This is a genomic window from Paenibacillus sp. sgz302164, assembly GCF_056120505.1.
This window is the reverse complement of sequence record NZ_JBVYOL010000008.1, coordinates 84,651-111,322: the sequence shown is the minus strand read 5'-3', so window position 1 is coordinate 111,322 and position 26,672 is coordinate 84,651. Positions and strand designations below refer to the sequence as shown.

The following is a 26,672-nucleotide window of genomic DNA, read 5'->3' as shown; positions in this document are numbered from 1 at the left end:
GTCTTCAATTATTTAGCGTTTTTCATTTCGACTTCCCACTCTTTTTGCATCTTCTGCATAACTTCTTCAGGAGTTTCCTTGCCTGCCGGCTTCAGAAACTGAACAGGCGTCGGGCTGCCCGTGTAATCGCCGGCTCCTTGCGGCGCTTGCCAGATAACATCCATGGCCAGCTTCAAACCGCTTGCAAGCGGAGCAACTTCCTGCATAAACGAATTCGTGAATTTGACATTTGGCTGAGTAGGCAAGAAACCAACTGTATTAATAAATTCGTTATAGATATCCGGTTGAGAGATAAATTCGAGATACTTTAATGCGGCTTCTTTATTGGCCGATTTTGCAGCGACTAATAGAGACATGTCATATTTACCGAAGAAATTTTTATTATTCTCCGCTTTATCGCTGGCAGGCATCGGGAAGTATCCAAATTTCAGATTCGGATTCGCTTTCTCGATGGCACCCGAATTCCAGATCCCATCAGGCATCATAGCCGCTTTACCGGTTGCAAACCGTCCGACGACCGAAGCATAATCGATGCCCATAAAGTCTTTCTCGGTGTTGTTCAACATTTGTTGATATTTGGTGAATACTTCCGAGAATACCGGATCGGTAAACTTAGCTTCCCCAGACCATAACTTCTTGTCCAATTGCTCGACATTAGGCTCAATAGCCTGAATGAATCCGTTTGCCACCATTCCGAGCGGCCATACATCTTTGCCGGCAAGGGTAAACGGAGCAACTCCGCTGTCTTTCAGCTTCTTAGAGACGTCCATCATCTCCGGCCAAGTCGTCGGTACTTTCAAACCGTTTTTCTCAAACAATTCCTTGTTGTAAAATACGCCTGTGTAAGTAACGGTCCCAATATCAATGCCCCAAACTTTATCCTTATAAGTGGTTGCATTCTTTAGCGCTTCCGGGAAGTAATTATTCAAATACGGTTTGCCCGTCAAATCCTCAATCAAACCGGCATCGATGTATTGCTGCAGCGGAGGAACGGCTGCGCCTTTATGCCAATCTTTTTTCGGGTTGATCGCGAAGCTCGTAATGATATCCGCATCATTGGCATTTAAGCGGGTTTGCAGTAATGTCTGATAGGCGGCGTCCGGTTTGGATGTATCTAAAGTGATCGTAATATTCGGATATTTCGCATGAAACTTTTCGTTGACTTTCGTCAAAGCCGCAATGTTTGTCGGCTGTTCCCACGTAGCCAGTTTCAACGTGATCGGTTTTTCCCCTTTTCCTTCAGAGGTGGAACTTTGATTTGATTTACTGTCAGTTGTTGCCGTATTACCACCGCAAGCTGTGAAAACAAGTGCCATAGAACAGGCAGTCAATACTGTTAATCCTTTTTTACCAAGCAGACGCATGGAAATCCCCCTAAATAAGTGAGTAGTAAGTAACCGGTACCGTTGTTACATCTTTATTATAGATTTGAAAGAACAGGCCTTAAATAACAAATCGACAGCATCGATAACAAAAAAACAACATCCGACTATTTTCTAACAAAAACGGAGAGAGCCTCCGGATTGGCAATGAACAAGCATTTGCGCAACCTTCCGACTCTCTCGCGTTTCCTTCGAAATTAAGGGGCAATCGTACCATCGTTGGCTAAGAAAATGTCGTCGATAAATACGCTCAAGTTACCGGCATTGCCTCCGGCAATATCGCCAAGCTCGAAGCTTACCCGTCCTTTGTCCGTAGTATCCTTGTCATCAACAAAAGTAAACGTATAGGTCTGATCGGCCGTGCCCAAATCAATAATTTTACTGCCATAACCATGCCATTCGTAGTTGTGTGCAGCATCAGACCAACCGATACTAATGTTCATCTTGCGCGGAATTGTCGAATGCGCCTTGAACGTCAGCGTGTATTGGTTGCCATTCTTGTAACCGATTCCCTCGTAGTAAACCTGGCGATGCCATGATTCTGTTCCGGCAGTACCGACATCTACCTTAAGCGCCCCATTGTCATTCGAGATGGCAAGCTGACCGCTATCTTGCGAGAATATTGTCCAACCCGGTATACCGGAGGAGAAATCGCCATTCGGGATCAAATTTGCTTTTTGAGACATAATCTGTACTAGAGAAATATTGTCCAGGTACACGGAATGAGAGACAGAAATATCGCCGAGCTTGCCTAAACTGAACTGAAACACAGAATCCGGATCATCGGCTGTCATTGTGAATACTTTCTCGAAATGCTGTTTATAGGTGGCCAGATTAACGGTTTGTTCCATATAATTCGTATACGGCGCTCCGTTAAGCTGCGCCACTCCCTTAATATCCCGCGGAACTGAGGCTGAAGCGTCGAAGCTTAAGCGATATGTTTTTCCGTTCATAAGCGCTTTGTTAACGGCTTGTTTGACCTGGACATCCCAATCGTTCGCGCCCGGTCCTCCGATGTTCACGCTTAATTCCCCGGTGGCCGCGGACATTGTGGAAGCTTGCACGCCCGGGTCTGGGGAGTTTTTCAGCAGCGCCCATCCAGTTGTATCCTTACTGCCGAAATCCCCGTTTTGGATCATTTCCCGGGATAAGTCGATCCATACGGTGTCATAATCCTGCCCGGTCAAACGCAAGTAATAGGTTCCTGCTTGCAGATCAAACGGTTCGATATAAATCGTTTTATACGCTTGTCCGCCTTCAGCATGGCCAACGGCAACCGTGGCTGTTTTTACTGCTTGCAGGGACTCGTCCAGAACCGTAAAATTCAATACGGAGTTGTCTTTGGCGCTTGAGACCCTCACCGAAGGCACGTAACGTCCTGGCTGCGCGATGCTGATTTTGTAATCCGCATAATTGCCCGGGGACATTCCTGTAACTTCTTTGCCGCCCTCCCCGCTTGCAATCAACGTTGTCCCTTGCATTTCCCAATACTGGTCTGCCGGGATATGAGCATAATCATTCACTGTAGAAGGATTGTTACGTTTAATCAAACGTACATTATCCAATACAAATGTTCCCTTGTCGCCGCCTAACAGAAATTTCAAGGTAGAATCAGCGTTTGTATCATTGACTGTAAAATGCTTGATATAAGTAGTCATGGTATTCGTCAGATTCACGGCCGGCTCGCCCGTGAAGGTTACACCGCCGCTCGCTCCCGTATCGAGTCCGATCCCAATCGAACGGTTGTGATCTGCCTTAGCATCAAACGTTAACGTATACGCAGCTCCTTTGGACAGCACAAGTCCCGCTTGCGACAGTACTACACTATCCGGAGAAGTGCCGCCATTTGCCGTAATGACCGATAGCTTGCGATCCATCATGTAGGTTGAAGCCACAATATCGTTGCTGACTGAAGCCGCTGCACTTGCTCCCGAAGAGTTTGCAAGATTCCAGAACGCCATTCTGCCCATGCCTTGATCGAATCCGCCGTTAAATATCAGATTGCCGTCGTTAAGAGGCTTCCTTTCCTCTTGCGGTTCCGGTATCCACGGAATCTCGACCACCTTTACGTTTGTAAAATAAACGCTCGCTGTAGATGTCTTGCCGAGATTGAATTCAAAACGGGCGTTATTATCGGTCTTACCCTTCATATTGAAGGAGTAACGGTAGGTATCCCATTGATCGGTGAGTTGTTTGGTAACCTCTCCCGAATAAGCCGTCCAACTTCCCTGATATTGCGTCAGCTTGGACATGATCGAACGAGGCGCATCTGCCTTGGCATCAAAAGTCACCTCATATGCTTTCCCTTTTTCCAGCATGAGGGGCATTTGCGTAAGTTGAATCGAATACAACTGGTCGCCTGCATTCGTGACTTCGACTTTTGCTGCTTTCCCCTTTACAGGATCTTCGACGATACTGACATTTCCATCTCCATTGACGTTCTTAAGCAGCTGCCACATAAGCGGAACGCCGCTGCTGTCGGCACCCCCATCGAATTTATTGTTCCAAATTTGATTTCCGTCCGGCATAGGAGCGCGCTGAGGCGTATGGTTACCGGAGGAATCAGGACGCTTGCCGGTCACGTCGGGCAATTTGTCCAAATCTTTGTATTTATAAACGCGGACGTAATCGACATACATTTTATCAGATGCAAAATCGTCCTTCGGATTTCCCGGCATATCGCCGCCGACGGCCAGATTCAAAATCATATAAAAAGGCCTGTCAAACGGCGCAGGATACGTATAATATTCCGCCTGCCCGTCCCCTTTTGTACCCCAATCGTTCGTTTCAAAATACTTATGACCATCGACAAAGTAACTTATTTTCCCGGGCAGCCATTCCAATGAAAACACATGATAATCGTCGGCAAACGTCTGTCCTTGCGGCAGCACGTAGTGATCCGCTTGCTGCGCATGCGGAATATCGTAGTGAATGGTGCCTTGGACCCTCCTCGGGTACACATCCGCATTAGCGGGATCAGTCGCAACCGGACCGGTGAGCTCCATGATGTCCATTTCGCCGGAGCCTGGCCATGGTCCATATTGATTATGTTCGTCCGTAGGCATCATCCAGATGGCCGGCCACATGCCTTGCTGAACAGGTAATTTGGCACGCACTTCGAACTTTCCATACGTCCAATCGCCTTTCATTTGAGATGTCAGCTTACCCGACGTGTAGTTGCGACCCGAGTGAGATTCTTTTTTTGCCTCTAGAACAAGTACGTTTTTGTCGCCGTCTTTCCCGATACTTACGTTGTTAGGACTGTAATATTCCAACTCATTATTGTAAACTGTGCCTGTGTCCTGAACGTTCCATTTGCTCGTATCGACCGTACTGCCGTTAAAATCGTCGTTCCATACTAATTGCCAAGGATCGTCTTGCGAAGAATTGCCAGAGCTGGAAGAGCTGGAAGAGCCGGATGTGCTGGATGCACCGGATGCGCCAGATGACGAACCAGGCATCGCTCCAGGGTGTTCGGGCAATTTAAGCTCATCGCCCTTGCTCACCGGTTGACCGTTAACCGTAACGCCGTCAGCACCTACTTTCAGATGCTCAATCGTACCTTTGTTCACGATCTTGGAGCCGCGCGCCGCTTCCCCGATTCGCACTTCCTTCACCTTGGAACCTGAAGACAATTCCACAATAGCTGGATGATTGACCTCGATGATGTTAGCCGAAGAACTGTCGTTTAAAGCCACCCTGACAAGGTTATTCTTCTTGCTCAGTACCATTCGGGACAGCTGTGACTTATTAAAAATGACGGAATGCGTTCCGCCCCCCTTAATAACGGTGTCGCCGGCAACCGTAATGCCGCTGAATGCAGCCTCTCCTTCGCCTACTCCTTCCGTAACATAAAGATTGCCGCCAATTTTCACATCCTGCAGCGTCGTTCCGGGCCTATTGACAATTGCATTTCCGCCAATTTCCCCCGTCTTGGCATCGCCAAAATCCGGGCTCATCCAGCCAATTATGCGACCCAGCAGTTCTACGGTTTCAGCACGTGTAACGGCACGTTTGGGCTGCAAATTTTGCCCGTCATCCCCTGCCAGATATCCCGCCGAGATTAGACTGGCCATTGCTGATTTTGCATAATCATCAATTTTCGCAGCATCGTGGAACCGGGATGTCGAATCATTGGCATGGCTGCCGATTTGAAAAGCCCGAGCTAGCAAAAGTGCGGCATCTTGACGCAAAATTCGCTCATTCGGAAGAAATCTCCCATCCGGGTACCCTTCGATTAATCCGGCCTGTGCAGCTTTGGACACGGAATCCATATACCAATCGGAAGGTTTAACATCCGTAAACGATGACGGTCCATTACCCTCATACCGGAACACACGGTTAAGGAATGTGACGAATTCAGCGCGTGTTACCGGCTCATCCGGATGAAACTCCTGGTTGTCGTAACCGGTTACAACACCTGCCTTTGCAAATTTCGCAACAGCAAGATTCGCCCAGTGACCATTCATGTCCACGAAGCTAACATCCGCAGACGATGGCTTTGCTTCTGCAGAAGCGGCCAAAGCCGGCGCTGTTGGCGAGAAGAAAGGGACAACAAGACTGATGCTTAAAAGTGTAGAGTATACTTTCCGATACACGTTGACTCCTCCTAATAACGATAGTTGGTAAAACTGGCTGCGGCGGACTGTTTCCATTATAGGCTTGCCCCTTGATGCCAGAAATACCAAATCATTAATCTGAATAACAAATATTCAATGTGGAGCCGCAAAATATCATGGAAAAGACATGAAGACGAATTCTTCTGTCTCAGCGTGAATTTTTCAATAAATTCCGAAAGGTATTCATTTACAAAATATATCAAATATGGTATTATCCATTTGTATGCGCTTACAATAATGACTGCACACTGCTTTGCTTCGCGAGCGAGGGTGCTGCAAGCCGGGAGGGGGGGATGCTACTCAGCGTTGAAAGGGGTTTCAATTCGGCATCAAGGAGGATCGCTTCTGAGCGAGTAACAGAACAGAGTGAATCAGGGTTCACTCCAAGCTGGCAAAGCCAACAAAATTCACAAATCCAAGGAGGAGAAGATGAAATGAAGAAAGGTTTAACTCGTATTTTAAGTCTGGCATTGGCCACTGCGCTGCTGGTGCCGACGATGTCCACTGCCGCGTCCCAGACACAGGAGCAGAGCAGCTCTGCAGTCGCGGCTGCAAGCGGCCCCGTTATCCCGGCTCCGAAGGGGTATGATGCTTACCGCAATAATATTCCGCACGGGAACGTTCAGCAGATTAGCTATTATTCCAAAACAGTAGGCAAGTCGCGGAACGCAATGGTGTATACGCCTCCGGGCTATACGCCTTCGAAAACCTATAACGTCCTCTACTTGCTGCACGGTATTGGCGGGGATCAGTATGAATGGCTCAATAATATGAATCCGCGGAATATTCTCGACAACCTGTACTCCGAGAACAAACTGGAGCCGATGATTGTGGTATTCCCGAACGGCCGCGCTATGTGGGATGATCGTCCGGTAGGCGATATTTATGCTCCGGACAAGGTAGCCGCCTTTGAAAAGTTTGAGTTCGATCTGATCAATGACCTCGTTCCTTACATCGACTCTAATTTTCCGGTGTACAAGGATAAGCAGCATCGCGCGCTCGCCGGCTTGTCGATGGGCGGCGGACAAACGCTGAACTTCGGATTGACCCATCTGGACAAGTTCTCTTGGATCGGCGCGTTCTCGTCCGCTCCGAATACGAAGTCGGCATCGCAGCTCATCACCAACCCGTCTCAGGTTGCCAGCCAACTGAAACTGCTGTGGCTGTCCGTCGGATCTTCGGACGGTCTGCTGTGGGTCAGCCAAAATTTCCATAATAGCTTGAACAGCATGAACATCCCGCACATGTGGTATCTGGATGTGGGCGGACACGAAGGGAAAGTCTGGAGCAGCGGGCTGTACCAATTCTCGCAGCGCATCTTTAAGTAAATAATAATGAAAGCTGGACGAAAAAACGCGATGTTCTCCGTCCAGCTTTTTTTTTGCGCATCTGCTGACCTGCAATTGGCCGCTTTTAAACTTTGCAGATCCGCTTATTTCCTCAAGCCTTCCCGATATTCCAGCGGTGTAAAGCCGAATGACTTTTTGAAAAATCGAGTAAATGAATGAGGGGTTTCATACCCTATCCGAACACCCACCTCGGCTATTTTTATCTCGTCCTGTTTCAGCAATTCTTTCGCTTTTTCTATTCTAACTTCATCTATGTACTCAGATAGATTGATTCCGCTTTCCTGTTTAAAAAGCCGCGACAAATAAGATGGATTGAAATGAATCACACTGGCTAAACGCGCAAGCGACAAGTCCTCGCCAATATGTTCATCAATGTACAAACGGACCTTTTCGATCGCTGCAGCCGCCCTGCTGCGTTCTCCGCTCAATCGAAGATCGAACAAAGACTCCGCAATCTTTTTCAAATAAACGAAACTGTCCTGCCAGGATGCATGCATTTCTCTCTGCATTAGACTGCTTGCTTCAACCTTGTCATGCAGCTCCCAACGATTGATGTAGGATAATAGAAGCAGTGCTATCGTGTAATAGAGCTCCAAGACAAAGGGTCCCCCGATTCTGCCCTCAACGAAAGCCGTTTCGGTCAACTCTTGCAGCAGTAGCAGAAACCCCTCTCTGCTGCCCCCTTCGAGATGAATCGCCAACGCTTCCTCCTTTTCCCTCAAAGATCGCGAAGAAGCCGCAGTCTCGATCGTTTCCATGTAAATGGTTTGTATCATCTGGGCGCCGTCGCCAGCTCTCCTATGCTGTTGGTTTCTGACCCGTTCATACGCCATGGAAAGCTGCTTCCATTCACACGGTTCAGCACAGAGCGTAATGGCAAAAGTGAGTCCCAGCGAATCCATACAGGCTTGCTGCAGCAGCTCAAATTGGCCTTCTAAAAACCTGACCGTGCGGACATAGGCTTCGCCTGGCTCCATTCGCTTGCCGCGCTCCGGCTGGATAAGCCATACGAGGTCGCCGTATCGGTCAATGATTCCAAGACTGTCGGTCCGCTCCGCAAGGAAGGTTTCAGCCAAAAATTTAACGGCTAATGCAGCCTCCTGGCTTTCGGCAAACGACTGGCGCAGGTTCGTACGCTGCAGGTCGCCAAGCACCACGAGAACCGGGAGGTAGGGATCGAGGACAATGCCCAATTTGCGGAAATCAACCTCCAGCTCCTCCGCAGCTCTCGCCCCCTGAAGCAGATACCTGAAATAATTGCCTTGGGCAAGCGTTTCAAGCATAGTTAGCTTCTCGCTTGACTGCTTGATCAGATTATGGAACTTCAGACTGTTCTCCAATTCCTTAATGGCATCGGTTACCGCCTTGATGATCTTGTCATATCCTTCGCTTTTAAGGAGATAGCTCACCCCCGATGTTTGGATCGCCTGGTATATATAATCAAAGTCATTATATCCGGTCAAAAAAATGATTTTGCAATGCGGCCATTGACTCCGTATGTTTTTCATGAGCTCCAGGCCATCCATGCCGGGCATCCGAATATCGGATAACACAATATCCACTCTCGTTCTATTCATCAAATCCAGCGCTTCTTCTCCGGCATAAGCTTTGTACATATCAAGCCCAAGATTCAATTGCTTAAGTACCTCAAATAGTCCATCCGTAATAATTTCTTCATCATCGACGATAAGCAATCTAATCATGAGCTTCATCCCCTCTAAAGGAAAAACAAATGATGACTTTCAGTCCCCCGAGCTCGCTTCTGCTTACCTGCAAACCATACGCATCACCAAACGTAATCTTTACACGGCGGTGAATATTCACAAGACCTGTCGTCTCCGTATGTTCATTATCGTCAGCCAAAGAATTTGCAATGCGTTCTAACGCATGGTCCGACAAGCTTTGGCCGTTATCTTCGACTTTGATGCGGATTTCCCTTTCTTCCACTTCGAACCGGATGACAATCAATCCGCTATGCCTCATTCGTTCCAAACTATGTTCGAATGCGTTTTCAATGATAGGCTGGATAATCAACCGGGGAACCGGCACCTGTTCGGCTTCCCGCGGGAGCGAGTCGAATTGCACCCGAATGCGCCGTGAAAAGCGAAGCTCCTGGATCTCCGTGTACATTCTGGCATGGTGAATTTCTTGTTTCAACGATACTTCATCCGAAGCATTACGGGTCACAAATTGGAAGTACTCCCCAAGCTGAGTCGTGAACTGCTCGATTCGCTCGACGTCGCCCGTCTTTGCCATCGTATTCAGGATAAAAAAGCTGTTGTATAGGAAATGCGGATTAATTTGAGATTGAAGTTGTTTCAGTTCGGCACGCTGAGTCATAATTTTTTGTTTGTAGACCTGATCTATCAGCGAACGCAGATTCGCGATCATTTGGTTGAATCGGCCGTACAAATATCCGAACTCGTCCTTGGATTCATGTGCGATAACAAACTGAAGATCGCCGCTTTCCACGCGCCGAAAGCTCTTAACAAGCGATAGCAGCGGTTTATGTATAAATTTATAGGTGGAGAACGCATACACGGCAATAATCACAATGGCAACGAAAATAAACAGCCATGCCCATGCATAGAACTTACCCAGCGGCTTCTTGATGATTTGTTCAGGAATGAATCGGATGATGGACATATTCAGATAATCGGAACTTGCAAACGCAGTGTAATAACGGCTGCCTAACATATTATAGGTTCCCTTTTGAGCAAATGTCGATATGTCGATTTGGGAAACGAGAGCATCCATATCTTGTTGCAATTGATTTTCAGAAACGCTTACAAGGATGTTCCCGGTTTTCTTGGAGAACAGCAGTGTGCCGCTGCCGGCGTATGTATTGAGTTGACTTAGCGCCTCCCGAAGCTTCGCGGTGTCAAGTTCGATTTCGATAATAAATAGGGGCTGATCCCCTTTGGTGGCGCTCTGTTTGGCTGCTCTTAAGTATAAGCTCCCTTTCCACTCGATGACCTGGTTGTTCCTGACGTCAAATTTCGAGCGATTCTCGTAGTAGGATAGCGGGTCCAAATCCCGAGTCCCATTTGCGGATGAAACGGATTTTGAAATCGGAAAGATGTCAGCACTCACATTTTTGATGTACATACTGCTGTTTTGAATGGCATTAAGCCGTTTCCACAACGTGTTGATTTTTTCCGTGCGCTTGAAGGCGTCCATGGAATTCCAGGTTAGCGTCAATTCATTGAGGTCCTCGTCTTCCAGGATACTGAACTGCTGCAATTTCATTCGTTCCAGCTCGTTCTCAAGATCGGTCAAATAGAAAGTAATCTGGGAGACAGCAGTCTTTGAGATGTCTTCGCTTGCCGTCTGTACAATCCAGTGATACAAATAGACGCCAAGCGAAAGAATTGGCAGCATGATCAGTAAAAATGTAGCGAGCAGCCGCAGGAAAATCGTATTTCTCAGAGAGAACGGTTGACGGTTGAGCAAGGAGAGGGAACCTCCAAACGTTTTCCTTCATTATAACTTGAAACCATGTTTGCATAAAGGATTACAAATCGCCCTCGGGGTACCTTTCGGCTGTCAACCCTTCACGCTTCCCAAAACAATCCCTTTTACAAAGTACTTTTGCAGAAATGGGTACGCCATAATAATCGGAAGTGAACCCAGGAAAATTTGCGAAGATTTCAGCGTCCTGTCCGATATCAGAGCCAAATTCAACGCTTCGTCGCGGGACATATTCGATAAATTTTGTTGGATAACAATCGTCTGGATGTAGCTTTGCAGCGGGTAATGGTGCGGGTCCCCCATCAGCAGCAGGCCGTCAAACCAACTGTTCCAATGCTCCACCATCGAAAACAAGGCGAGTGTTGCGAGCGCGGGCATGGATATCGGCACATAAATTTTCCATAGCGTTATCCAGTGGCCTGCTCCGTCAATGGTAGCAGCCTCCGCAAGCTCTTTGGGCACTTCGCGAAAAAAATTAAGCAGCAGCACGATACTGAATACAGGAACCGCGCCCGGCAGAACAAGCGCCCAGATCGTGTCAAGCAGATTGTACTGCTTGATTGTCGTATACCAAGGGATCAAGCCGCCGTAAAAAAGCATGGGAATAAAAAAGATCCATGCATAGATGTTGCGAAAACGAAACGAGCCCGATTCTTTGGCTAAAGGGTAAGCGACCAGTATAGTTAATAATAGGTTTAACGGCGTTCCGATCGCAATACGTTCCAACGAAACCAGCATGGATTGCCAGAATGCTTCCCGGCTCGCCGTATATGCATAGGAAGCCAAGGTGAAATCAACCGGCCACAGCTTCACATAGCCTGCCGACGCCGCAGTGCTTGAGCTGAACGAAACGGCGATAATATGGATTAACGGAAGCACACATATGAAGGATATCAAGATGAGAAAGGAAGTATTCACAACAGAAAACCAATCGATACGCTTGCGGGATACCCTGATCCCCTTATCCGAAACAAGTTTGGCCGATAGATGTGCCACAGGTTTCCCTCCTTCTAGAAAATTCTATAATTCGCAAATCGATAGGCGGCAAAGTACGAGCCGGATATCAGTATGAGCGATACGACCGATTTGAAAAGTCCGACAGCAGTTGCCACGCCGTATTGAGCATCTAACAAACCGATCCGATAAACGAACGTATCCAGAATATCGCCGCTTTGATATACTTGAGGACTATACAAATTGAATACTTGATCAAACCCCGCATTGAACAGTTGTCCCAGGCTTAGAACGCATAAGAGAACGATAACCATGCGCATGCCTGGAAGGGTGATATGCCATATTTTGTTCCAGCGATTGGCGCCGTCTATGGTTGCAGATTCATAGAGTCCCGGATCAATGCCGGTAATGGCCGCCAAATAAACGATTGTCCCGTATCCAAAATTCTTCCATACATCGGAAAATATCAGCGTAAACGGGAACCAATGATTGTCCCCAAGAAAAAATATTTTTTTCATGCCTAGAGCGCCCAGCATCCCGTTCACGATACCGTTCGACGGAGACAGAATATCGATCAGGATCCCGCTAAGAACGACCCAAGAGAGAAAATAGGGCAAATAGATCGTTGTCTGAACGCTTCTTTTTATGACTTCATTCTTCAATTCATTGAGAAGAACAGCGCAGACAATCGGTACGATCAGACCGAGAATAAGCTTAAGACCCGAAATAAAGAGGGTATTCCAAAGAACCTGTTTAAAACTCGGCAAATTCCATACGTACCTGAAATTGTCCAACCCAATCCACCGCTGATCGCCAAAGAGGCCCTTCGCCGGGATAAACTTTTGAAAGGCAATGATAATCCCGCCCATGGGGACATATGAGAATAAGACAATAAGCAGCAATCCCGGCAATATCATCAGATGCAGGGGAAGCTCATTTAACCGTTTCCTTGTTATCATATCCATCCTCCGTCATATGAAGCAAAATAAGCAGAGGAAGGAAGGCACTTCCAACCCCTGCCTGTTACTACTTCTTCTTTGAAGCATACCAATCGTTTACTTCTTTTGTTATTTGTTCTCCGCCCAGCTTGGTCCAATCTTGCACGAACTTATCGAATTCATCAACGGATGCGCCCATAATGATTTTCGTATACGTCTCATTCTGCAACTTTTCCAGAGTAGATTTGCGCTCCACCATAGTAGGAGTAGGCGCGCCAACGAACTTATCCATGAGGAACTGGTCGTTTTTATCGTACTGGTCAACAACTCCCTCGGAACCTTCCGGACCGTAAATTCGCTCCCAGCCCCACAGCGCAAACCCGTCCTTAGACCCTGAATTATAAGCATCTAATTTCCCCTGTATCGTTTTGGGCTCCCCCTTCAACGTCGAGAAGTCGCCGGCTTTGCGGGCTGCGTCAATGGCTCTAAACGCCTCCACGTTTTTCTTTAGCGGCGAAGGCGTCACAGGGGATAACTGCCATACGCTTTCCGCTTCAGGCGGTGCATAATATTTGTCAAACTCCCCTGTCTTGCCAAAGTTCTTCTCCAGATGGAGATTGAACATTTTGATAACCGCTTCGGGATGCTTAACTCCCTTTTTAACTGCAAAAAACCTTGTCGTACTGAATTTTAAAGGCACTTTAGGCGTTTCGCCGGATTCCGAAACAATTGGAAATGCACGCCACTGCGCATTCGGGTCATTGTTCCGGTTCAACTGAAGCGGCCAGATGGAATTCCATTGTTCGCCATATTCCATTCCGATCTTTCCGGCAGTGATCTGCTCGGATACCTTGCCCCCGTCTTTAATGCCGAATTCCTGATCCAGTTCCCCGTTCTTAAACATACTCTGCAAATCTTGAAGCGCTTTCTTTACTTCGGGCTGAATACCGCCAAAAACTAATTTGCCGGAAGCGTCTGTCTTCCACAAATTCGGATAAGCTTTATAGCCGGCCATAAACCCTTCCAACCCCATGGCCCCTCCCCACAAATCTTTGGTCAAGCCAAGGCCGTATGTATCCTTTTTACCGTTGCCGTCCGGATCCTTTTCTGCGAATGCTTTGGAAATCGCCCGCACATCAGCCAGCGTTTTCGGAGGCTGAAGTTCCAGCTTCTTTAACCAGTCCGTACGAATCCAGATAAACATGGCGCGTTCGATCGAAGATTCAACCTGCGGGACCGCCATCAGTTTGCCGTCAATCGTAGCGGCGTCGAACGGACTTGAACCCTCCTGTGACGAGACCTCTTTGAGTAACGGAGAGGCGTATTTCTGATATAAGGCCGTCATATCTTCAATCTGGCCGGAGTCGGCCAATTGCTTCAATTGAGTCGCATTCACTGCAATAACGTCAGGCAAATCGCCTGAAGCCAGAGTTACATTCAATTTCTGCAAATATTGCTCTGAAGTATCGCTTCCTTTGACAATCCATTTATTTTTGATTTTGATGCCCAGTTGATCGTTGTATAAGCGGGTCCAGCGGTTGTCTTCGAACGTTTCGCCCTTCAGCACGCCCAGCACGTTGTTTTCTACAACGTCACTGAGATTCCGGATGAAAGACAATTCAATCGGCGGATCGTATTTCCCTAACGGATCTTCATTTGCTCCCTTCGCCTCATTACCCGCTGCATTCCCCGACTCAACGTTAGAACCCTTGCCCTGCCCGGTACCTGTTGAATTGTTCTGCCCGCTGCACGCCGTTAATAAAGCAGCAATCGATATGATGGATACTAGTAATGCCTTCGATTTGTGTTTTTTCGCTTCCATGTCCTTCCCCCATTCATTGAATTTATTTATTTTGACCTCTACACAATGACGTTGTGTATGCATTTATTATAGGATTGGACCAGCAGGCAAACAATGTACATCTCTTTACTTTGCTTACCCATCGTTGACAAAATGAAAGCGTTATCCTTTTTCGAAATCCTTAAGACAAAAAACACAGTTCATTCACATATGCGAATGGACTGTGCTTCCGTCTTAAAGCGTATTTGATTAAAGTACTGTCGCGGCGACTCGCAGAATCGCACCATCCATCCTCAACTGCTACTCAATTCTCTACCGTTACGGCGGCATATGCCTGAAGAATAGCGAGAAATGTATAAGCCTGCGTCTCATCGAAAAGAAGCCGAACAATTTCCTGAAGTATCCTTTGTTTATTCCAGTTCAAAAGCCCCGGTATATAATTGATAATAGATTCCTCCGTGCATGATAAGCTGCTCATGATCTCCGCGTTCAAAAATTTGCCCTTTATCCAACACCATAATCGCATTTGAATGTCGCACTGTGGATAGGCGGTGAGCTATTATAAACACAGTTCGTCCTTTCATCAGATTATCCATACCCATCTGGACAATTCCTTCTGTTCTCGTATCTATGGAGGAGGTTGCTTCATCTAGAATCATAACCGGAGGATTGGCAATTGCAGCGCGGGCAATGGCAAGCAACTGGGTCTGTCCCTGCGAAAGATCGCCTCCATTTCCTTCGATCCAGGTGTTATAGCCGTCTGGCAAACGCTCAATAAAGCTGTCTGCATAAGACAGTCTGGCCGCCTCCCTGACTTCTTCATCGGTGGCGTCGAGACGTCCGTATCGGATATTGTCAGCAACTGTTCCTGTGAACAGATGTGTATCCTGCAGAACAATACCTAACGAACGGCGTAGATCAGCCTTGCGAATCCGCTTGATATTAATGCCGTCATAAATAATTTCTCCCTCTTCAATATCATAAAAGCGGTTCAGCAGGTTGGCTATCGTTGTTTTCCCTGCTCCTGTGGCTCCGACGAACGCAAGCTTCTGTCCCGGATTGGCGTAAAGTGTAACGTCATGCAAAACCTGCTTCTTGCCATCGTAGGAAAAGGACACCTGTTTTAATTCAACCTTTCCTTTTAAAGGCAGGTGTGAGCCATCCTCCAGCTTCCAATACCAGCCGCTTTCATCCTTATGCTTTTCCAACGTAACGCTGCCTTCGTCGACTTCAGGCATTTCATCCATCAAGTTGAAAATCCGCTGGGCTCCTGCCAGTGAGACGACAAACATACTGATTTGAGAGGACATTTCTGAAATGGGCATGGTAAAGTTTCTGGAAAGACCAAGAAATGCCGCAATGCTGCCTAAAGTCAGGCCGGGATCCCAGCCAGAAATGGCCAAAGCCCCGCCTAAAATTGCAACGAGTACATAAATCAAGGTGGCAATATTGGCCGTGATCGGCATCAAAATATTGGAATATGTGTTGGCGGTTGAAGCGTGATTGAACAGCTCATTATTTATTTTTGAGAAGTGCTCAATGGCCTTTTCTTCGCGGCAAAATACTTGAACCACCTTCTGACCATTAATAATCTCCTCAATATAGCCTTCTACTTTTCCTATCGATTCCTGCTGCTGGAAGAAATATCCGGTCGCTTTCTTGCCTACGATCTTCGTTATCCATAGCATGAGCGCAACGCCAAGTAAAACGAGAAGCGTAAGCGGAATATCCATATAGAGCATGGAGAAGAACACGACTATAATTGTAACCGTTGAAGATAGCAGCTGCGGCAATGCGTCTGCAAGCATCATGCTCAGCGTATCGACATCGTTGGAATAATGACTCATAATATCGCCATGCGCTTTCCGATCAAAATATTTCAACGGAAGCTTCTGCATTTGGCTAAACAGATCGTCCCGAATATTCCTCATTATTTTTTGCGAGATTGTTATCATTATCCGCTTATAGACAAAGGTGCTTATTACGCCGACCATGTAGATGACGCCGAGCAAGATTAATGCGTGCAGCAGGCTGTTAAAGAGCGGATTTTGGTCTGCGAGCAGCGGCACAATAAAATCATCAATCAGCACGCGCAAAAAAACAGCAGTTACGACAGATACGGCAGAGCCCAGCAGCACAAAGAGCAAGATCAGCCCGGACAATAGTTTGTAATGTTTAAAGTAAGCCAGCAGGCGTATACTGGTTTTCCAATAGTTGTTAGTACTCGGCATGCTGCTTTCCTCCTTTCGTTTGCAAGTGCCAGACTTCCTGATAAATGGTGCTTCTGACCAGCAGATCATCATGTGAGCCAATGTCTGTAATTTTACCGCCGTCCATGACAATAATCTGGTCTGCTTCCTCCACGGAAGATATACGCTGTGCAATAATGATTTTTGTCGTATTCGGGATGTTTTCCTTAAACATTCTGCGGATTAATGCATCCGTTTTGGTATCCACAGCGCTTGTTGAATCATCCAGAATCAGAATTTGGGGCTTCTTGAGCAATGCTCTTGCTATACACAAGCGCTGCTTTTGACCGCCGGAAACATTGGTTCCCCCCTGATCGATCCGGGTATCGTATCCGTCGGGGAAAGCGGAGATAAAGTCATGGGCCTGTGCTGCTTTACAAGCTTCTATAAGCTCCTCATCACTGGCGTTTTCATTGCCCCAGCGCAAATTTTCTTTAATGGTGCCTTCAAACAGAACATTTTTTTGCAGAACCATCGCCACCTGATTGCGCAAAGCATAAATATCAAAGCTTTTGACGTTGGTTCCTCCTACGAGCACTTCTCCCTCGCTTACATCGTAAAGGCGTGGAATTAGTTGCACAAGCGATGTTTTGGCGCTGCCAGTCCCGCCAATGATGCCTATGGTCTGTCCGGAACGAATATGAAGATTGACGCCAGATAAGGCAAATTTCTCGGCATTGCTGGAATAGCGGAAGGAAACATTGCGGAATTCAACTTCTCCGGAAGCAACATCCATAACTGGGGAGGCCGGGCTTTTAATTTCCGGTTCCTCCTGCAGCAATGCATCAATTCTCACCGCTGAAGCGCGAGCAATGGCAATGACAACCAATATAATGCCCAAGGTCATAAGACTCATCAAAATTTGCAGCGAGTAGGCCAAAACGCTCGTCAATTCGCCCGTCGTCATTGTTCCGCCTACCACCAGCTTGGCGCCAATCCATGAAACCAGAAGCATAACGCTGTAGAGAACGATTTGCATCAAGGGCATTTCAAGAGCCAGTATCCGTTCCGCTTTAACCATTTCCGTGAAAATTCGTTCTGAAACCTTTCTGAATTTGGAAACTTCCTTCTCTTCTCGAACATACGACTTGACGACACGAATGCCTCTTACGTTTTCCTGTACCACCTTGTTCATTTCATCATATTGATCAAACGCCCGTTCAAAAACAGGAAATGAATATCTCATAATCAGATACATGCCAATAGCCAAGAGTGGTACTGCAACCAAAAACAGCATCGCAATGGAAGGGCTGATCTGGAAGGTCATCACCGTTGCAAAAATCATCATGACCGGGCTGTGGAAAGCCATCCGAATAATCATCATAAACGCATTCTGAACATGCGTAATATCCGTTGTAAGACGTGTCACAATGCTGGCGGTGGAAAATTTATCGAGGCTGGAGTAGGACAATCGCTGAACATTCCGAAACAGATCAAAACGCAGGTTTTTGCCAAACCCGGCCATTGCAATTGCAGAATATCTGCCTGCAAGCGCCCCGAACAAAAGGGATGTAAGAGCAAACAGCACTAGGATCAGGCCAAATTTCCCGATCATGCTCATGTTCCCGCCGCTAATTCCTTGATCGATCAGCCGAGCCATGAATAACGGAATCAATACTTCCATCACCACCTCTCCCAGCAAAAACAACGGGGTAAGCAGCGTCTCTTTTTTATATTCTCTGACGCTTTTCAACAATCGTTTTAACATAAGTGATCTCCTTTTATAGATTTGGGGCTAATTAGCGCGCATATTCGTTGAATACTCGGAGTAACAAATGGTATTATATACTGTATAGTAACTATACAGTCAATCCGGTCCGGTGGGAAATATGCATCCATCAGAATTTCTTTCGATCAGCTCATTTGCGAGCCTATCCGAAGTTGCTCGGAAAACGCTCATTTTTTATGATCGCATCGGTCTATTTAAGCCTGCTCTTGTTGCCGACAAGCGCTTAAAGAGCTTGGCATGCCTCTGGATAAAATCAAAACACATCTAGAAAATCGAACTGCCTCCAGCACGCTCGAATTGCTTCGCCAGAAGAAGGAGGAAATCAAATACCAGACTATGGAATTGGTGTGCTATGCCAGAGCGAATTATGGGGAAACGGACAAAATTTACCCGCAAATATTTGAGTATATCGAGAGCAATCAGCTGATTATAGAAGGGAACGCTTACGAGGATTGTATCCTTGACGAGGTGGTGTTATCTGAACCCGAGCATTATCTGGTTCGGGTTCAGATCCAAATTCAGGAGCCGGAACAAGGCATCAGCCTTGATTGAAGAAACTGAATCAAACGGCAGCGCTAACCGTTCTTGGCGATGCCTACCGCAATTCGAATGACAAAGTTGTCGAGATTTTGCTCGGTCAAATAACTTCAAGCCCCTTTGGTAAATGATAACATATCATGTATTTGAAGGATTCTCAGGCTTGATCATACGTGCAATACGGTGTTGCTAAAGCGTCCCAGCAATTCGTTCATAAGAACAACACTGCCATCATCATCACATTTTTTTACGGAATTCAGGAACTTCAGAAAATGCTGTTTTCCTGCCCGAATTTACAAGACCAAAAACTCCAAACATCTCAGACCTTTTTTGTTCAATTCGGTAATTCATTTCGATATCTCCTTTTATTGAAATATGAAAGGACATTCGTGGATAGGCTTTTAGAGAAACGCCTTTATCACGCGCAGATATCGGCATTATCCCATGAAGATTCTTAAACGCCCGTGCAAACGCTTCCGGCGAGTCTTCTCGATGATCGCCTCCGAGTAGATAACCTTGGAGGTGTAGCCCAGAATGAGGAGAGGGACTAGAATCAAGGGAATGTATACCGCGAATATTTTCGTTCGAATGCGCTGGTTGCGGAACCATCGCGACAAACTGATTCGCTGAATGATGCTCATGACGATTCACCGGCTCTTCATTAGACTTTCGATTTATTCATTATACATCTTGTCGCGGACGGAACAACTCCGTTGTTGCTGTAAGCGGCGTCAATCAACAGCATTATGGCCTGCGCATTTGTACAATCTATATGTCGATCAATAGAATTTTTCGAATGATGACATGTGATGAATCGGGATGCATTCTGGCACAATGATATTACACAAAAAAGAGGCATTCCCTCTGTCATCGATGACTTTTGGGACTGCCCCGTATTGATTATATGTTGGTATCCGGAAATCCGCTCTGTTACATGTACTTATGACCAGATTCCCATCCCGCATAATCATTTCCTTCAAACGGTCGATAGGACGTAACGCTTTCCGCTTTCCGATGAACTGTAGGAAGGGCCTAGTTTAAGTCTGGTACCTCGGTTATCAGACCTCCCCCTTAGCACATCTGCCCCAATGAACTCGGGAACCAGATCCGCCGGACGGCGAGCTCCTCTGCATGCGGATATCTATACACCTAGATCCATGACGGCGAAAAAAGGTTCGCGAGGGGGAGGGACTATTAATTATCTGTGCCGCTGACTTTTCTGCGTTTTTTCATGAACTAAGACGACGTATAACCGATCGTATTCATCCCTTTACAGCCCCGCTGCTTAGCCCGCCTATCACTTTTTCCTGCATCAGCAAGTAGACTGCGATCATCGGCAAGATGGCAATGACAATGGCGGCAAAAATCGGGCCCATTTCGACACTTCTCTCACCCACAAAAGAAAGCATGGAGAGCGAGATGGTATACATTTCTTTTTTGGTTAAGAACAAGACAGCGAAAATCAATTCATTGTAAGTGAATAAAAACGTCAGAATCGCAGTGGTGGAAATAATCGGCATGCAAATCGGGATTACGAAAGAAAATAGATAACGCACCGGACCACATCCGTCCACCAAAGCGGATTCATCGATTTCCTTGTTCAAGCCTCTGATATACCCGGTAATCAGAAAAACCGCAAACGGGATATGAAATGTCGAATATATGACAATAATCGTCAAGTAACTGTTGTACCCGTTCACCAACGCCACCAATTTAACCAAAGGTATTAGTGTCGAATGGAAGGGCACCATAATGCCTACGATCAAATACATGTAAAGTAAGCCGGGCAGCTTTCCATTCCCTTTGGCCAAGTAAAAGGATGCCATCGATGCCAGCAGGACGACCAAAAAGGTGCTCATAGATGAAATAAAGAATGAATTGAAGAGCGCTTTGCCTAAACCTGCTTCGACAAAAACACGGACGTAATACTCGAAATGGTATTCGGTCGGCAGCTTGAAAGCGGACATGCCGAAGATTTCATTATTCGTCTTCACAGAGGAAATCAGCGTAAAATATAAGGGATATAGCGTAATTGCGGCCCATACAACTGCGAATAGATAAATTGCGATATTTTTCGTTCTCATCGTTTCCTCGTTTCCTACGCATCTTGTTTGGCGAAGCGATTCAGGATAAGGCTGATCGTCAGACCAGCTACCAGAATAAACGTCCCGATGCTGTTTCCTAAGCCAAAATTGTTGTATCTGAAGGCTTCGTTGAAGAGAAGCGATGCAGGCACTTCGGTCTTCTGATTCGGGCCCCCGCCCGTCATGACATAGACGATGTCGAACACCTTGAGAGAGCCGGTAATCGCAAGAATCGAAAAAATTTTAAACGTTTCCTTCATCATCGGAATTGTGATCAGCGCAATCTGTTGAGAACGGCTTGCACCATCGATTTCGGCCGCTTGGTAAATGTCCTTGGGGATGGAAACGAGACCTGCTGCAAAGATAACCATATTTAACCCGGCGAACACCCACGCGTTTACGAGGACAACTGTAAAAATGGAACGATCCGGATCGCCAAGCCAATCGTGTGCCAACCAGCCCAAGCCCATGCTTTCGAGCAAAGCGTTCAATGCACCAAAGTTAGGGTTCAAAATAAAAGTCCACATCAACCCAACTGCAGTAATCGGAAGAACGACCGGCATAAAAAATGCCGTCTTGAAAAACCGCTTGAATTTCCGATCACCCGTCACAACCAAGGCCAGAGCGAACGCGATTGGCATGAGGACTAGAAATGAGCCTAGAATGAACCAGCAAGCGTTTGTCAATGATCTCCAGAATGTGGCATCTTCCAGCATCTGCATATAGTGATGGAACCCGACAAACTCCATGGTTGATTCTGCAATGAGATTCCAATTGAAAAACGACATGTAAACAGCAAAGAAGGCGGGATAAATTAGGAGTAAGGTATACAGAATCAATGCCGGGAAAACGAAGCCGATTCCGATCCATTTTGCTCGATGTGCAAACATGTGAAGTCCTCCATTGAGGGGTTCAACCGACAAGGTTGCCGGTTGAACTCCCTTCGTTAATTGCTTTTCTTAATTTCATCGGCAATTTCTTTGGCCACTTTCTCCGGCGGATTCTTAACGAACAAGCCTTGAATTGAATTTCTCACGCGATCGAGCAACTGCGGCAGTTTATCATAGGAAGGAACGTCATTTTTGTAAACCTTTGCGTTCTTGATTGCGTTCACGAAATCCGAGGAGATCGGATTGTTCACATTCGGATTCGGCGACATTTTAACTGGGTAAACGCCGCCTTGATTTACTTCCTCCTGTTTCCGGAAATAGTCGACGGATGTCAGGTACTTCAACAGTTTGATGGCCGCTCCCTTCTCTTTGTCCTTAAGCTTGCCGTAAACGGAGAAACCGCCGCCGGCGCCGCCCATCCAATTGTCTTTATTCTCCGGCTTATCCTTAAAATAAGGAAACGGAACAAAGCCGATCTTATCCTTGATTTCACTGCTAGAAGCCTCGCCGATGAACCAACTGCCGTCCATATGCATCGCCGAACGGCCGCTTAGGAACAACGCTTTCTCCTGATTCATATCCACGCTCACCGCGTTGTCGCCGAAAACCCCTGCCTGATTAAAGTCCGAGATGAGTTTGAATAAGGAAACCATGTCAGGGTCATCATAATGTGCTTTGCGTGTGGCCAAATCATCGATTTTTTGCGGACCGAACTGCTTCATCACCAAGTTGTTAAAGAAGTGTCCTCCCCGCCATGTATCTTTGGCTCCCAACGCCATTGGGATGTATCCAGCCGCTTGCAGCTTTGGCGCCTGTTCCAACAGCTCCTCCAGCGTCTGCGGCGGCTGTAAATTGAGTTTCTTAAAAATCTCTTTGTTATAGAAGATGCCTACAGCGAAAAATTCAGCCGGAATGCCATAGACGCCTTCTTTGCCCTTAAACTGCCAGTTCTCGAACAATGGCAGAAGCTGATCCGACCATCCCTTGTCATCATTCATTGCACCGGATAAGTCGAGAAATGTTCCGTTATCCGCATAAATCTTGAAGGCTTCACCGCCCCATGTCTGGCTGATGGCCGGAAGATCCCCGGAAGCGATACCCGTTTTGAATTTAGTCATATAAGCGGATTCGTCGGTTATCGACTCATCCAGGACTTCGATATTCGGGTTTTCCTTCTGAAACTGCTTGATGCGGTCTCTGAATGCGACGGGACCCGGCGTATTATCCGCCCATCTGGTCATAATGCGAATGGATACCTTGTCCGGTTTGCCGTCTTGTTGATCCGATTTGTTACCGCCAGTGCTGTTGCTGCAAGCGGAAAGCGCTACCATGGATCCTGCGAGAATGACCGATATCAGCACATTTGCCAACGTTCTCATCTTCTGTACCAACCCTTCTGTATTTGGATAGATTACTCCTAAATTATAAAATGGACTGAACCTTTTCCGAAACGTGAACAAACATACTTTTCTTGGATTAAAACGACAAAAAACGACCCTTCTCCGTTTCTCGAAAAAGGGCCTTACGCCGTTATGACTTGTCGAAGTTGCGGTATTCATTCGGCGTCATTGCATGCAATGCTTTGAATAATCTGCTGAAATACGCGTTGTCTTCGTATCCGACCTCATGCGCGATCTCGTATATTTTCAGCGTAGTTTGCTTAAGCAGTCGCTTCGCTTGGTCCATTCTGATGCGCACCAAATAATCGGTGAAATTCATGTCGATTTCTTTCTTGAACAACCGGCCCAAATAATTCGGATTGACGTGAAGCTGCTCTCCAAGCGTCAGAAGCGAAATGTCCTCTGCATAATGCTGCTGGATGAGTTCAATCGCTTTCTTGACCAAATAATGGCTCGCCTCCACAATCGGACAATCGGACAACGATTCGGCTCCTAAAGTCACCATACTTTGCTGATACAGCCGGGGGATTGCAGCCAAATCGGCGATGATGCCTCCCCAACCCATGGACAGATTTTGCCGGATGAGCCGCTCGACCGTCTGCTGACTTTCCCTGATTTTGAACAGTAACGACTCTTCGGGGACATTTTGGGAGAAGAACACTAACGTGACTTGACGAATTTCGTCAACAAACACCGGAATACCAATCTCCGACAACATTTCTTCGAAAATATTTTTCAAGAAAAACCGTATCCGGTGGTCCATTTCTACAAGGTTTGAAGCATATATATGAAACAAAGCGATCTCGCTGTAATCCGGCAGGAGCATTTCGTCGTAATAGGGGATAGGGATGTTGTGGCACCAATCGCGTATCCGCTTCTCGAGCATATTTTTGTCGCGCAACCGGTTCAGCATGTTTTTCGATTTCCTCTCCACGAGCCTATCCTCCACCTTGCGGAGCAACTCCGTCACTTGCTGCTTGCTTACAGGCTTCGTAACGTATTCAAATATGCGCAAGCGGATACCGGTTATAGCGTATTCAAAATCGGCATACCCGGATAGCAGCACGACATTCGCCTCTTCGTTCATCTCCCTGATCTCTTTGACCAAATCCAATCCGCCTCTGCCCGGCATCCGAATGTCCGAGATCACGAGATCAATGGGATGAAGGGTGAACAATTCCAAAGCTTCGTTCGTGTTCTCGGCTTCCATTACAACATGCTTCGGATCGATGGATCTGATCATCCCGGCCAGTGAGGTTCTGGGTAACCGCTCGTCGTCAACCACCAAAATCATCATCTTCGTTCGCCCGCTTCCATAACAGGAATTCGCACAGTGACTTTTAACCCGCCCAATTCGCTTTTGGACAGTTCAATACCCCTGTCCAACCTATAAATCAGCTTTATTCTTTGATTTAAATTGATCAAGCCCAAACGTGTGTGGGAATCATTGGGGGAACCCCGATGCCCCAGCAAGTCTCTGTATTGGTTCTCGCTCACACCGACCCCGTTATCCTCGACAGATAACACAAGATCTCCGCCATCGCGAAACACCAGGATACGAATCAGTCCTGGACTTCGATCCATTGGTTCCAGCCCATGGATAATCGCATTTTCTACCAGAGGCTGAAAGAGCAGACGTATGACGCGGACATCCAAAATCTCATCTTCCACTTGCAAATCGACTTGAAGCTTATCTTCGAAACGATAAGTCTGCAGGGTAATATAACGCTGCAGCTGCTTCAAATCTTCCTTTAACGGAACTAAATCCGAACCGGGTTGTATCGTATATCGTAGCATTTCGCTTAACGAATGCACCATCTCCGCCGTCTGTTCCTCGCCCTTGTTATACAGCATCCAGAAGATCGTATTCAGCGTGTTGTACATAAAATGCGGCTGAAACTGCGCCCTCAGTGCAATTAACTGCGCCTGTTCCTCGCTGATCTGTTTGTCGGCCAAATCTTTTACCGCCTTGTTTAAGTCGCCGACCATTTTGTTAAAACCATGAATCAGTGTGATTACTTCCCGATTTGCATACTGACCGTGAATCGGTAGCAGGATACCTCGTCTGATTTTCTGAAAGCTCTGCGTTAATAATCTTAGTGGCCGGGATAAAGACCAGGAGAAAAGCAATACAAAAAGTATCGCCCCCGCCAAAGCGATCAATCCAATCGTAATGATGCGGTATTGCATCTGCTTCATTTCACGTTCCAACGTATGCTTGTTGACGTAGGATAGTATGGTAAACTGGCTGTACGACGAGTTGGCTTTGATAATAAATCGGTCTTCTTCCTCAATCGTTTCCGTCATGATCGACGCGTCTTGAAGTCGGAGAAGTCTCTGTTCCCCGGCGGCTATCGTTTGACCTATCTCCGACTTCTGTTTGGAATAAACGATACGATGGTAGCGATCGACAATCCGAATATTTTCAATCTCCGCCAGTTGCTTGTCCTGACTGATGTTTTCAATGACGGTAGCAGGGATAGTAACGAGAATTTGCCCAATAGGCTTCAAATCGGTCCAACTATTAACGATACGACTGCCAATTACGGCCGGAACAAGAATCGTATTTTTCATCTCGCCTCCCGCCCAAACCACGCTTCCCTCCGCTTGAGCGACGTGGGGATACCAGGCCATACTTTTCAGTTCGTTTATATTCTTCCACGCCAAGTCGAACCCATTGAAAGCCGTATAAGCATTCTCGTTCTCATCCAAAATTTGAACGATGATGCCACGGGCAAATGTCTGGCTCTGCCGCGCGATCTCTTTCTCCAACTCGTATTTCGGAATCTTGGGGGGTATTTTCATGTGGATCTGGGTCAAGTAGTCCAAAACCGCCGGACTATAAGCAAGTTGTTTGGAAAATTCATCGTATTCTTCTAATGTATTGTCCATACGCTCTTTCATTTGATTGATGGAATATAGCAAAAACTGGGTGGATTTCTGATAGAGAATTTCCGAAGACTTTTGATAGGAAAAAAAGCTGACAACCAAGGTTAAAGCGAGCATAATCACACTGAATGCGAAAATTAATTGCGTCAAAATGGACATGTTTTTCAAGCTGCGCCACTCCCGAACCGATATAATCACTCCTGCTTGAACGATGTCAGAACATTCTACGATTTCTATGCGATTATAGGCGGCTTGCTGCCCTCATCTCAACACTATTGTACCATGGGGGGGGAAATGTTTGAAGAAATTGTTCGTTGGAGCGTAAAAAGGCGCCCTTACCCCCAAAAACTTCGCGAGCGGTTGAAAGAGGATATTCGTCT

16 protein-coding genes and 1 pseudogene are annotated in these 26,672 nt (G+C 46.7%); 2 read left to right on the top strand and 15 right to left on the bottom strand.

Translation table 11 applies throughout. From position 1 onward, the window contains the following. Positions 1–8: 8 nt before the first annotated feature. Complete coding sequence (locus AC0LWT_RS15070; RefSeq protein ID WP_474682079.1) at positions 9–1,214, bottom strand: ABC transporter substrate-binding protein; 1,206 nt, start codon at positions 1,212–1,214, stop codon at positions 9–11. A 365-nt stretch (positions 1,215–1,579) separates the two neighbouring features. Beyond that, a complete protein-coding gene (locus AC0LWT_RS15065; protein WP_474682078.1) occupies positions 1,580–5,980 on the bottom strand; it encodes a carbohydrate binding domain-containing protein in 4,401 nt (1,466 codons plus the stop codon). Positions 5,981–6,435: 455 nt separating this feature from the next. On the opposite strand from AC0LWT_RS15065, the gene AC0LWT_RS15060 reads away from it, so the two are divergent. After that, positions 6,436–7,329 carry an alpha/beta hydrolase gene (locus tag AC0LWT_RS15060; RefSeq protein WP_474682077.1) on the top strand — a complete coding sequence of 298 codons (894 nt, stop codon included), beginning with the start codon at positions 6,436–6,438 and terminating at the stop codon, positions 7,327–7,329. A 104-nt stretch (positions 7,330–7,433) separates the two neighbouring features. Here the strand turns inward: AC0LWT_RS15060 and AC0LWT_RS15055 are convergent, their stop codons facing one another. From AC0LWT_RS15055 to AC0LWT_RS15025, 7 genes are all read right to left on the bottom strand, one after another. Beyond that, on the bottom strand, positions 7,434–9,053 hold the full coding sequence (locus tag AC0LWT_RS15055) for a response regulator transcription factor (protein WP_474682076.1): 1,620 nt from the start codon (positions 9,051–9,053) through the stop codon (positions 7,434–7,436). Beyond that, the gene (locus AC0LWT_RS15050; protein WP_474682075.1) at positions 9,046–10,803 is read right to left on the bottom strand and encodes a sensor histidine kinase; all 1,758 of its coding nucleotides are present in this window, start codon (positions 10,801–10,803) and stop codon (positions 9,046–9,048) included. Before AC0LWT_RS15050 ends, AC0LWT_RS15055 begins: the two co-directional genes overlap by 8 nt. 93 nt (positions 10,804–10,896) lie before the next feature. Further along, positions 10,897–11,817 (bottom strand): carbohydrate ABC transporter permease, encoded by a 921-nt coding sequence (locus AC0LWT_RS15045; protein ID WP_474682074.1) that lies wholly within the window; start codon positions 11,815–11,817, stop codon positions 10,897–10,899. 14 nt (positions 11,818–11,831) lie between these two features. Beyond that, the gene (locus tag AC0LWT_RS15040) at positions 11,832–12,734 is read right to left on the bottom strand and encodes an ABC transporter permease (protein ID WP_474682073.1); all 903 of its coding nucleotides are present in this window, start codon (positions 12,732–12,734) and stop codon (positions 11,832–11,834) included. A gap of 67 nt (positions 12,735–12,801) precedes the next feature. After that, positions 12,802–14,535, bottom strand: coding sequence for an extracellular solute-binding protein (locus AC0LWT_RS15035; RefSeq protein WP_474682072.1), 1,734 nt, complete (start codon positions 14,533–14,535; stop codon positions 12,802–12,804). A 389-nt stretch (positions 14,536–14,924) separates the two neighbouring features. Beyond that, the gene (locus AC0LWT_RS15030; RefSeq protein WP_474682071.1) at positions 14,925–16,745 is read right to left on the bottom strand and encodes an ABC transporter ATP-binding protein; all 1,821 of its coding nucleotides are present in this window, start codon (positions 16,743–16,745) and stop codon (positions 14,925–14,927) included. Next, on the bottom strand, positions 16,732–18,471 hold the full coding sequence (locus AC0LWT_RS15025) for an ABC transporter ATP-binding protein (protein ID WP_474682070.1): 1,740 nt from the start codon (positions 18,469–18,471) through the stop codon (positions 16,732–16,734). Before AC0LWT_RS15025 ends, AC0LWT_RS15030 begins: the two co-directional genes overlap by 14 nt. A 258-nt stretch (positions 18,472–18,729) precedes the next feature. Here AC0LWT_RS15025 and AC0LWT_RS15020 point away from each other — a divergent pair, with 258 nt between their 5' ends. Next, positions 18,730–19,044: a hypothetical protein gene (locus tag AC0LWT_RS15020; RefSeq protein WP_474682069.1), complete on the top strand. Its 315-nt coding sequence runs from the start codon at positions 18,730–18,732 to the stop codon at positions 19,042–19,044. Between the two features lie 145 nt (positions 19,045–19,189). Here AC0LWT_RS15020 and AC0LWT_RS15015 read toward each other — a convergent pair. The 6 genes and pseudogenes from AC0LWT_RS15015 to AC0LWT_RS14990 all read right to left on the bottom strand — a co-directional run. After that, positions 19,190–19,515 (bottom strand): annotated as a pseudogene (locus tag AC0LWT_RS15015) (AraC family transcriptional regulator); the annotation flags it as partial. Positions 19,516–20,291: 776 nt separating this feature from the next. Then, complete coding sequence (locus AC0LWT_RS15010) at positions 20,292–21,113, bottom strand: carbohydrate ABC transporter permease (RefSeq protein WP_474682068.1); 822 nt, start codon at positions 21,111–21,113, stop codon at positions 20,292–20,294. 14 nt (positions 21,114–21,127) lie between these two features. After that, the gene (locus AC0LWT_RS15005; RefSeq protein WP_474682067.1) at positions 21,128–22,003 is read right to left on the bottom strand and encodes a carbohydrate ABC transporter permease; all 876 of its coding nucleotides are present in this window, start codon (positions 22,001–22,003) and stop codon (positions 21,128–21,130) included. Positions 22,004–22,059: 56 nt separating this feature from the next. Beyond that, positions 22,060–23,382 carry an ABC transporter substrate-binding protein gene (locus AC0LWT_RS15000; protein ID WP_474682066.1) on the bottom strand — a complete coding sequence of 441 codons (1,323 nt, stop codon included), beginning with the start codon at positions 23,380–23,382 and terminating at the stop codon, positions 22,060–22,062. A gap of 151 nt (positions 23,383–23,533) precedes the next feature. Next, positions 23,534–24,700, bottom strand: coding sequence for a response regulator (locus AC0LWT_RS14995; protein ID WP_474682065.1), 1,167 nt, complete (start codon positions 24,698–24,700; stop codon positions 23,534–23,536). Then, the gene (locus AC0LWT_RS14990) at positions 24,697–26,451 is read right to left on the bottom strand and encodes a cache domain-containing sensor histidine kinase (protein WP_474682270.1); all 1,755 of its coding nucleotides are present in this window, start codon (positions 26,449–26,451) and stop codon (positions 24,697–24,699) included. The genes AC0LWT_RS14995 and AC0LWT_RS14990 overlap by 4 nt, the downstream gene beginning before the upstream one ends. Positions 26,452–26,672: the final 221 nt, after the last annotated feature.

What these genes read in the sequence shown, in the direction of transcription:
- AC0LWT_RS15060 (WP_474682077.1), top strand. Translation starts at nt 6,436, where the DNA reads ATGAAGAAAGGTTTAACTCGTATTTTAAGTCTGGCATTGGCCACTGCG.
- AC0LWT_RS15055 (WP_474682076.1), bottom strand. Translation starts at nt 9,053, where the DNA reads ATGATTAGATTGCTTATCGTCGATGATGAAGAAATTATTACGGATGGA.
- AC0LWT_RS15040 (WP_474682073.1), bottom strand. Translation starts at nt 12,734, where the DNA reads ATGATAACAAGGAAACGGTTAAATGAGCTTCCCCTGCATCTGATGATA.
- AC0LWT_RS15035 (WP_474682072.1), bottom strand. Translation starts at nt 14,535, where the DNA reads ATGGAAGCGAAAAAACACAAATCGAAGGCATTACTAGTATCCATCATA.
- AC0LWT_RS15030 (WP_474682071.1), bottom strand. Translation starts at nt 16,745, where the DNA reads ATGCCGAGTACTAACAACTATTGGAAAACCAGTATACGCCTGCTGGCT.
- AC0LWT_RS15025 (WP_474682070.1), bottom strand. Translation starts at nt 18,471, where the DNA reads ATGTTAAAACGATTGTTGAAAAGCGTCAGAGAATATAAAAAAGAGACG.
- AC0LWT_RS15020 (WP_474682069.1), top strand. Translation starts at nt 18,730, where the DNA reads ATGCCTCTGGATAAAATCAAAACACATCTAGAAAATCGAACTGCCTCC.
- AC0LWT_RS15010 (WP_474682068.1), bottom strand. Translation starts at nt 21,113, where the DNA reads ATGAGAACGAAAAATATCGCAATTTATCTATTCGCAGTTGTATGGGCC.
- AC0LWT_RS15005 (WP_474682067.1), bottom strand. Translation starts at nt 22,003, where the DNA reads ATGTTTGCACATCGAGCAAAATGGATCGGAATCGGCTTCGTTTTCCCG.
- AC0LWT_RS15000 (WP_474682066.1), bottom strand. Translation starts at nt 23,382, where the DNA reads ATGAGAACGTTGGCAAATGTGCTGATATCGGTCATTCTCGCAGGATCC.
- AC0LWT_RS14995 (WP_474682065.1), bottom strand. Translation starts at nt 24,700, where the DNA reads ATGATGATTTTGGTGGTTGACGACGAGCGGTTACCCAGAACCTCACTG.
- AC0LWT_RS14990 (WP_474682270.1), bottom strand. Translation starts at nt 26,451, where the DNA reads ATGTCCATTTTGACGCAATTAATTTTCGCATTCAGTGTGATTATGCTC.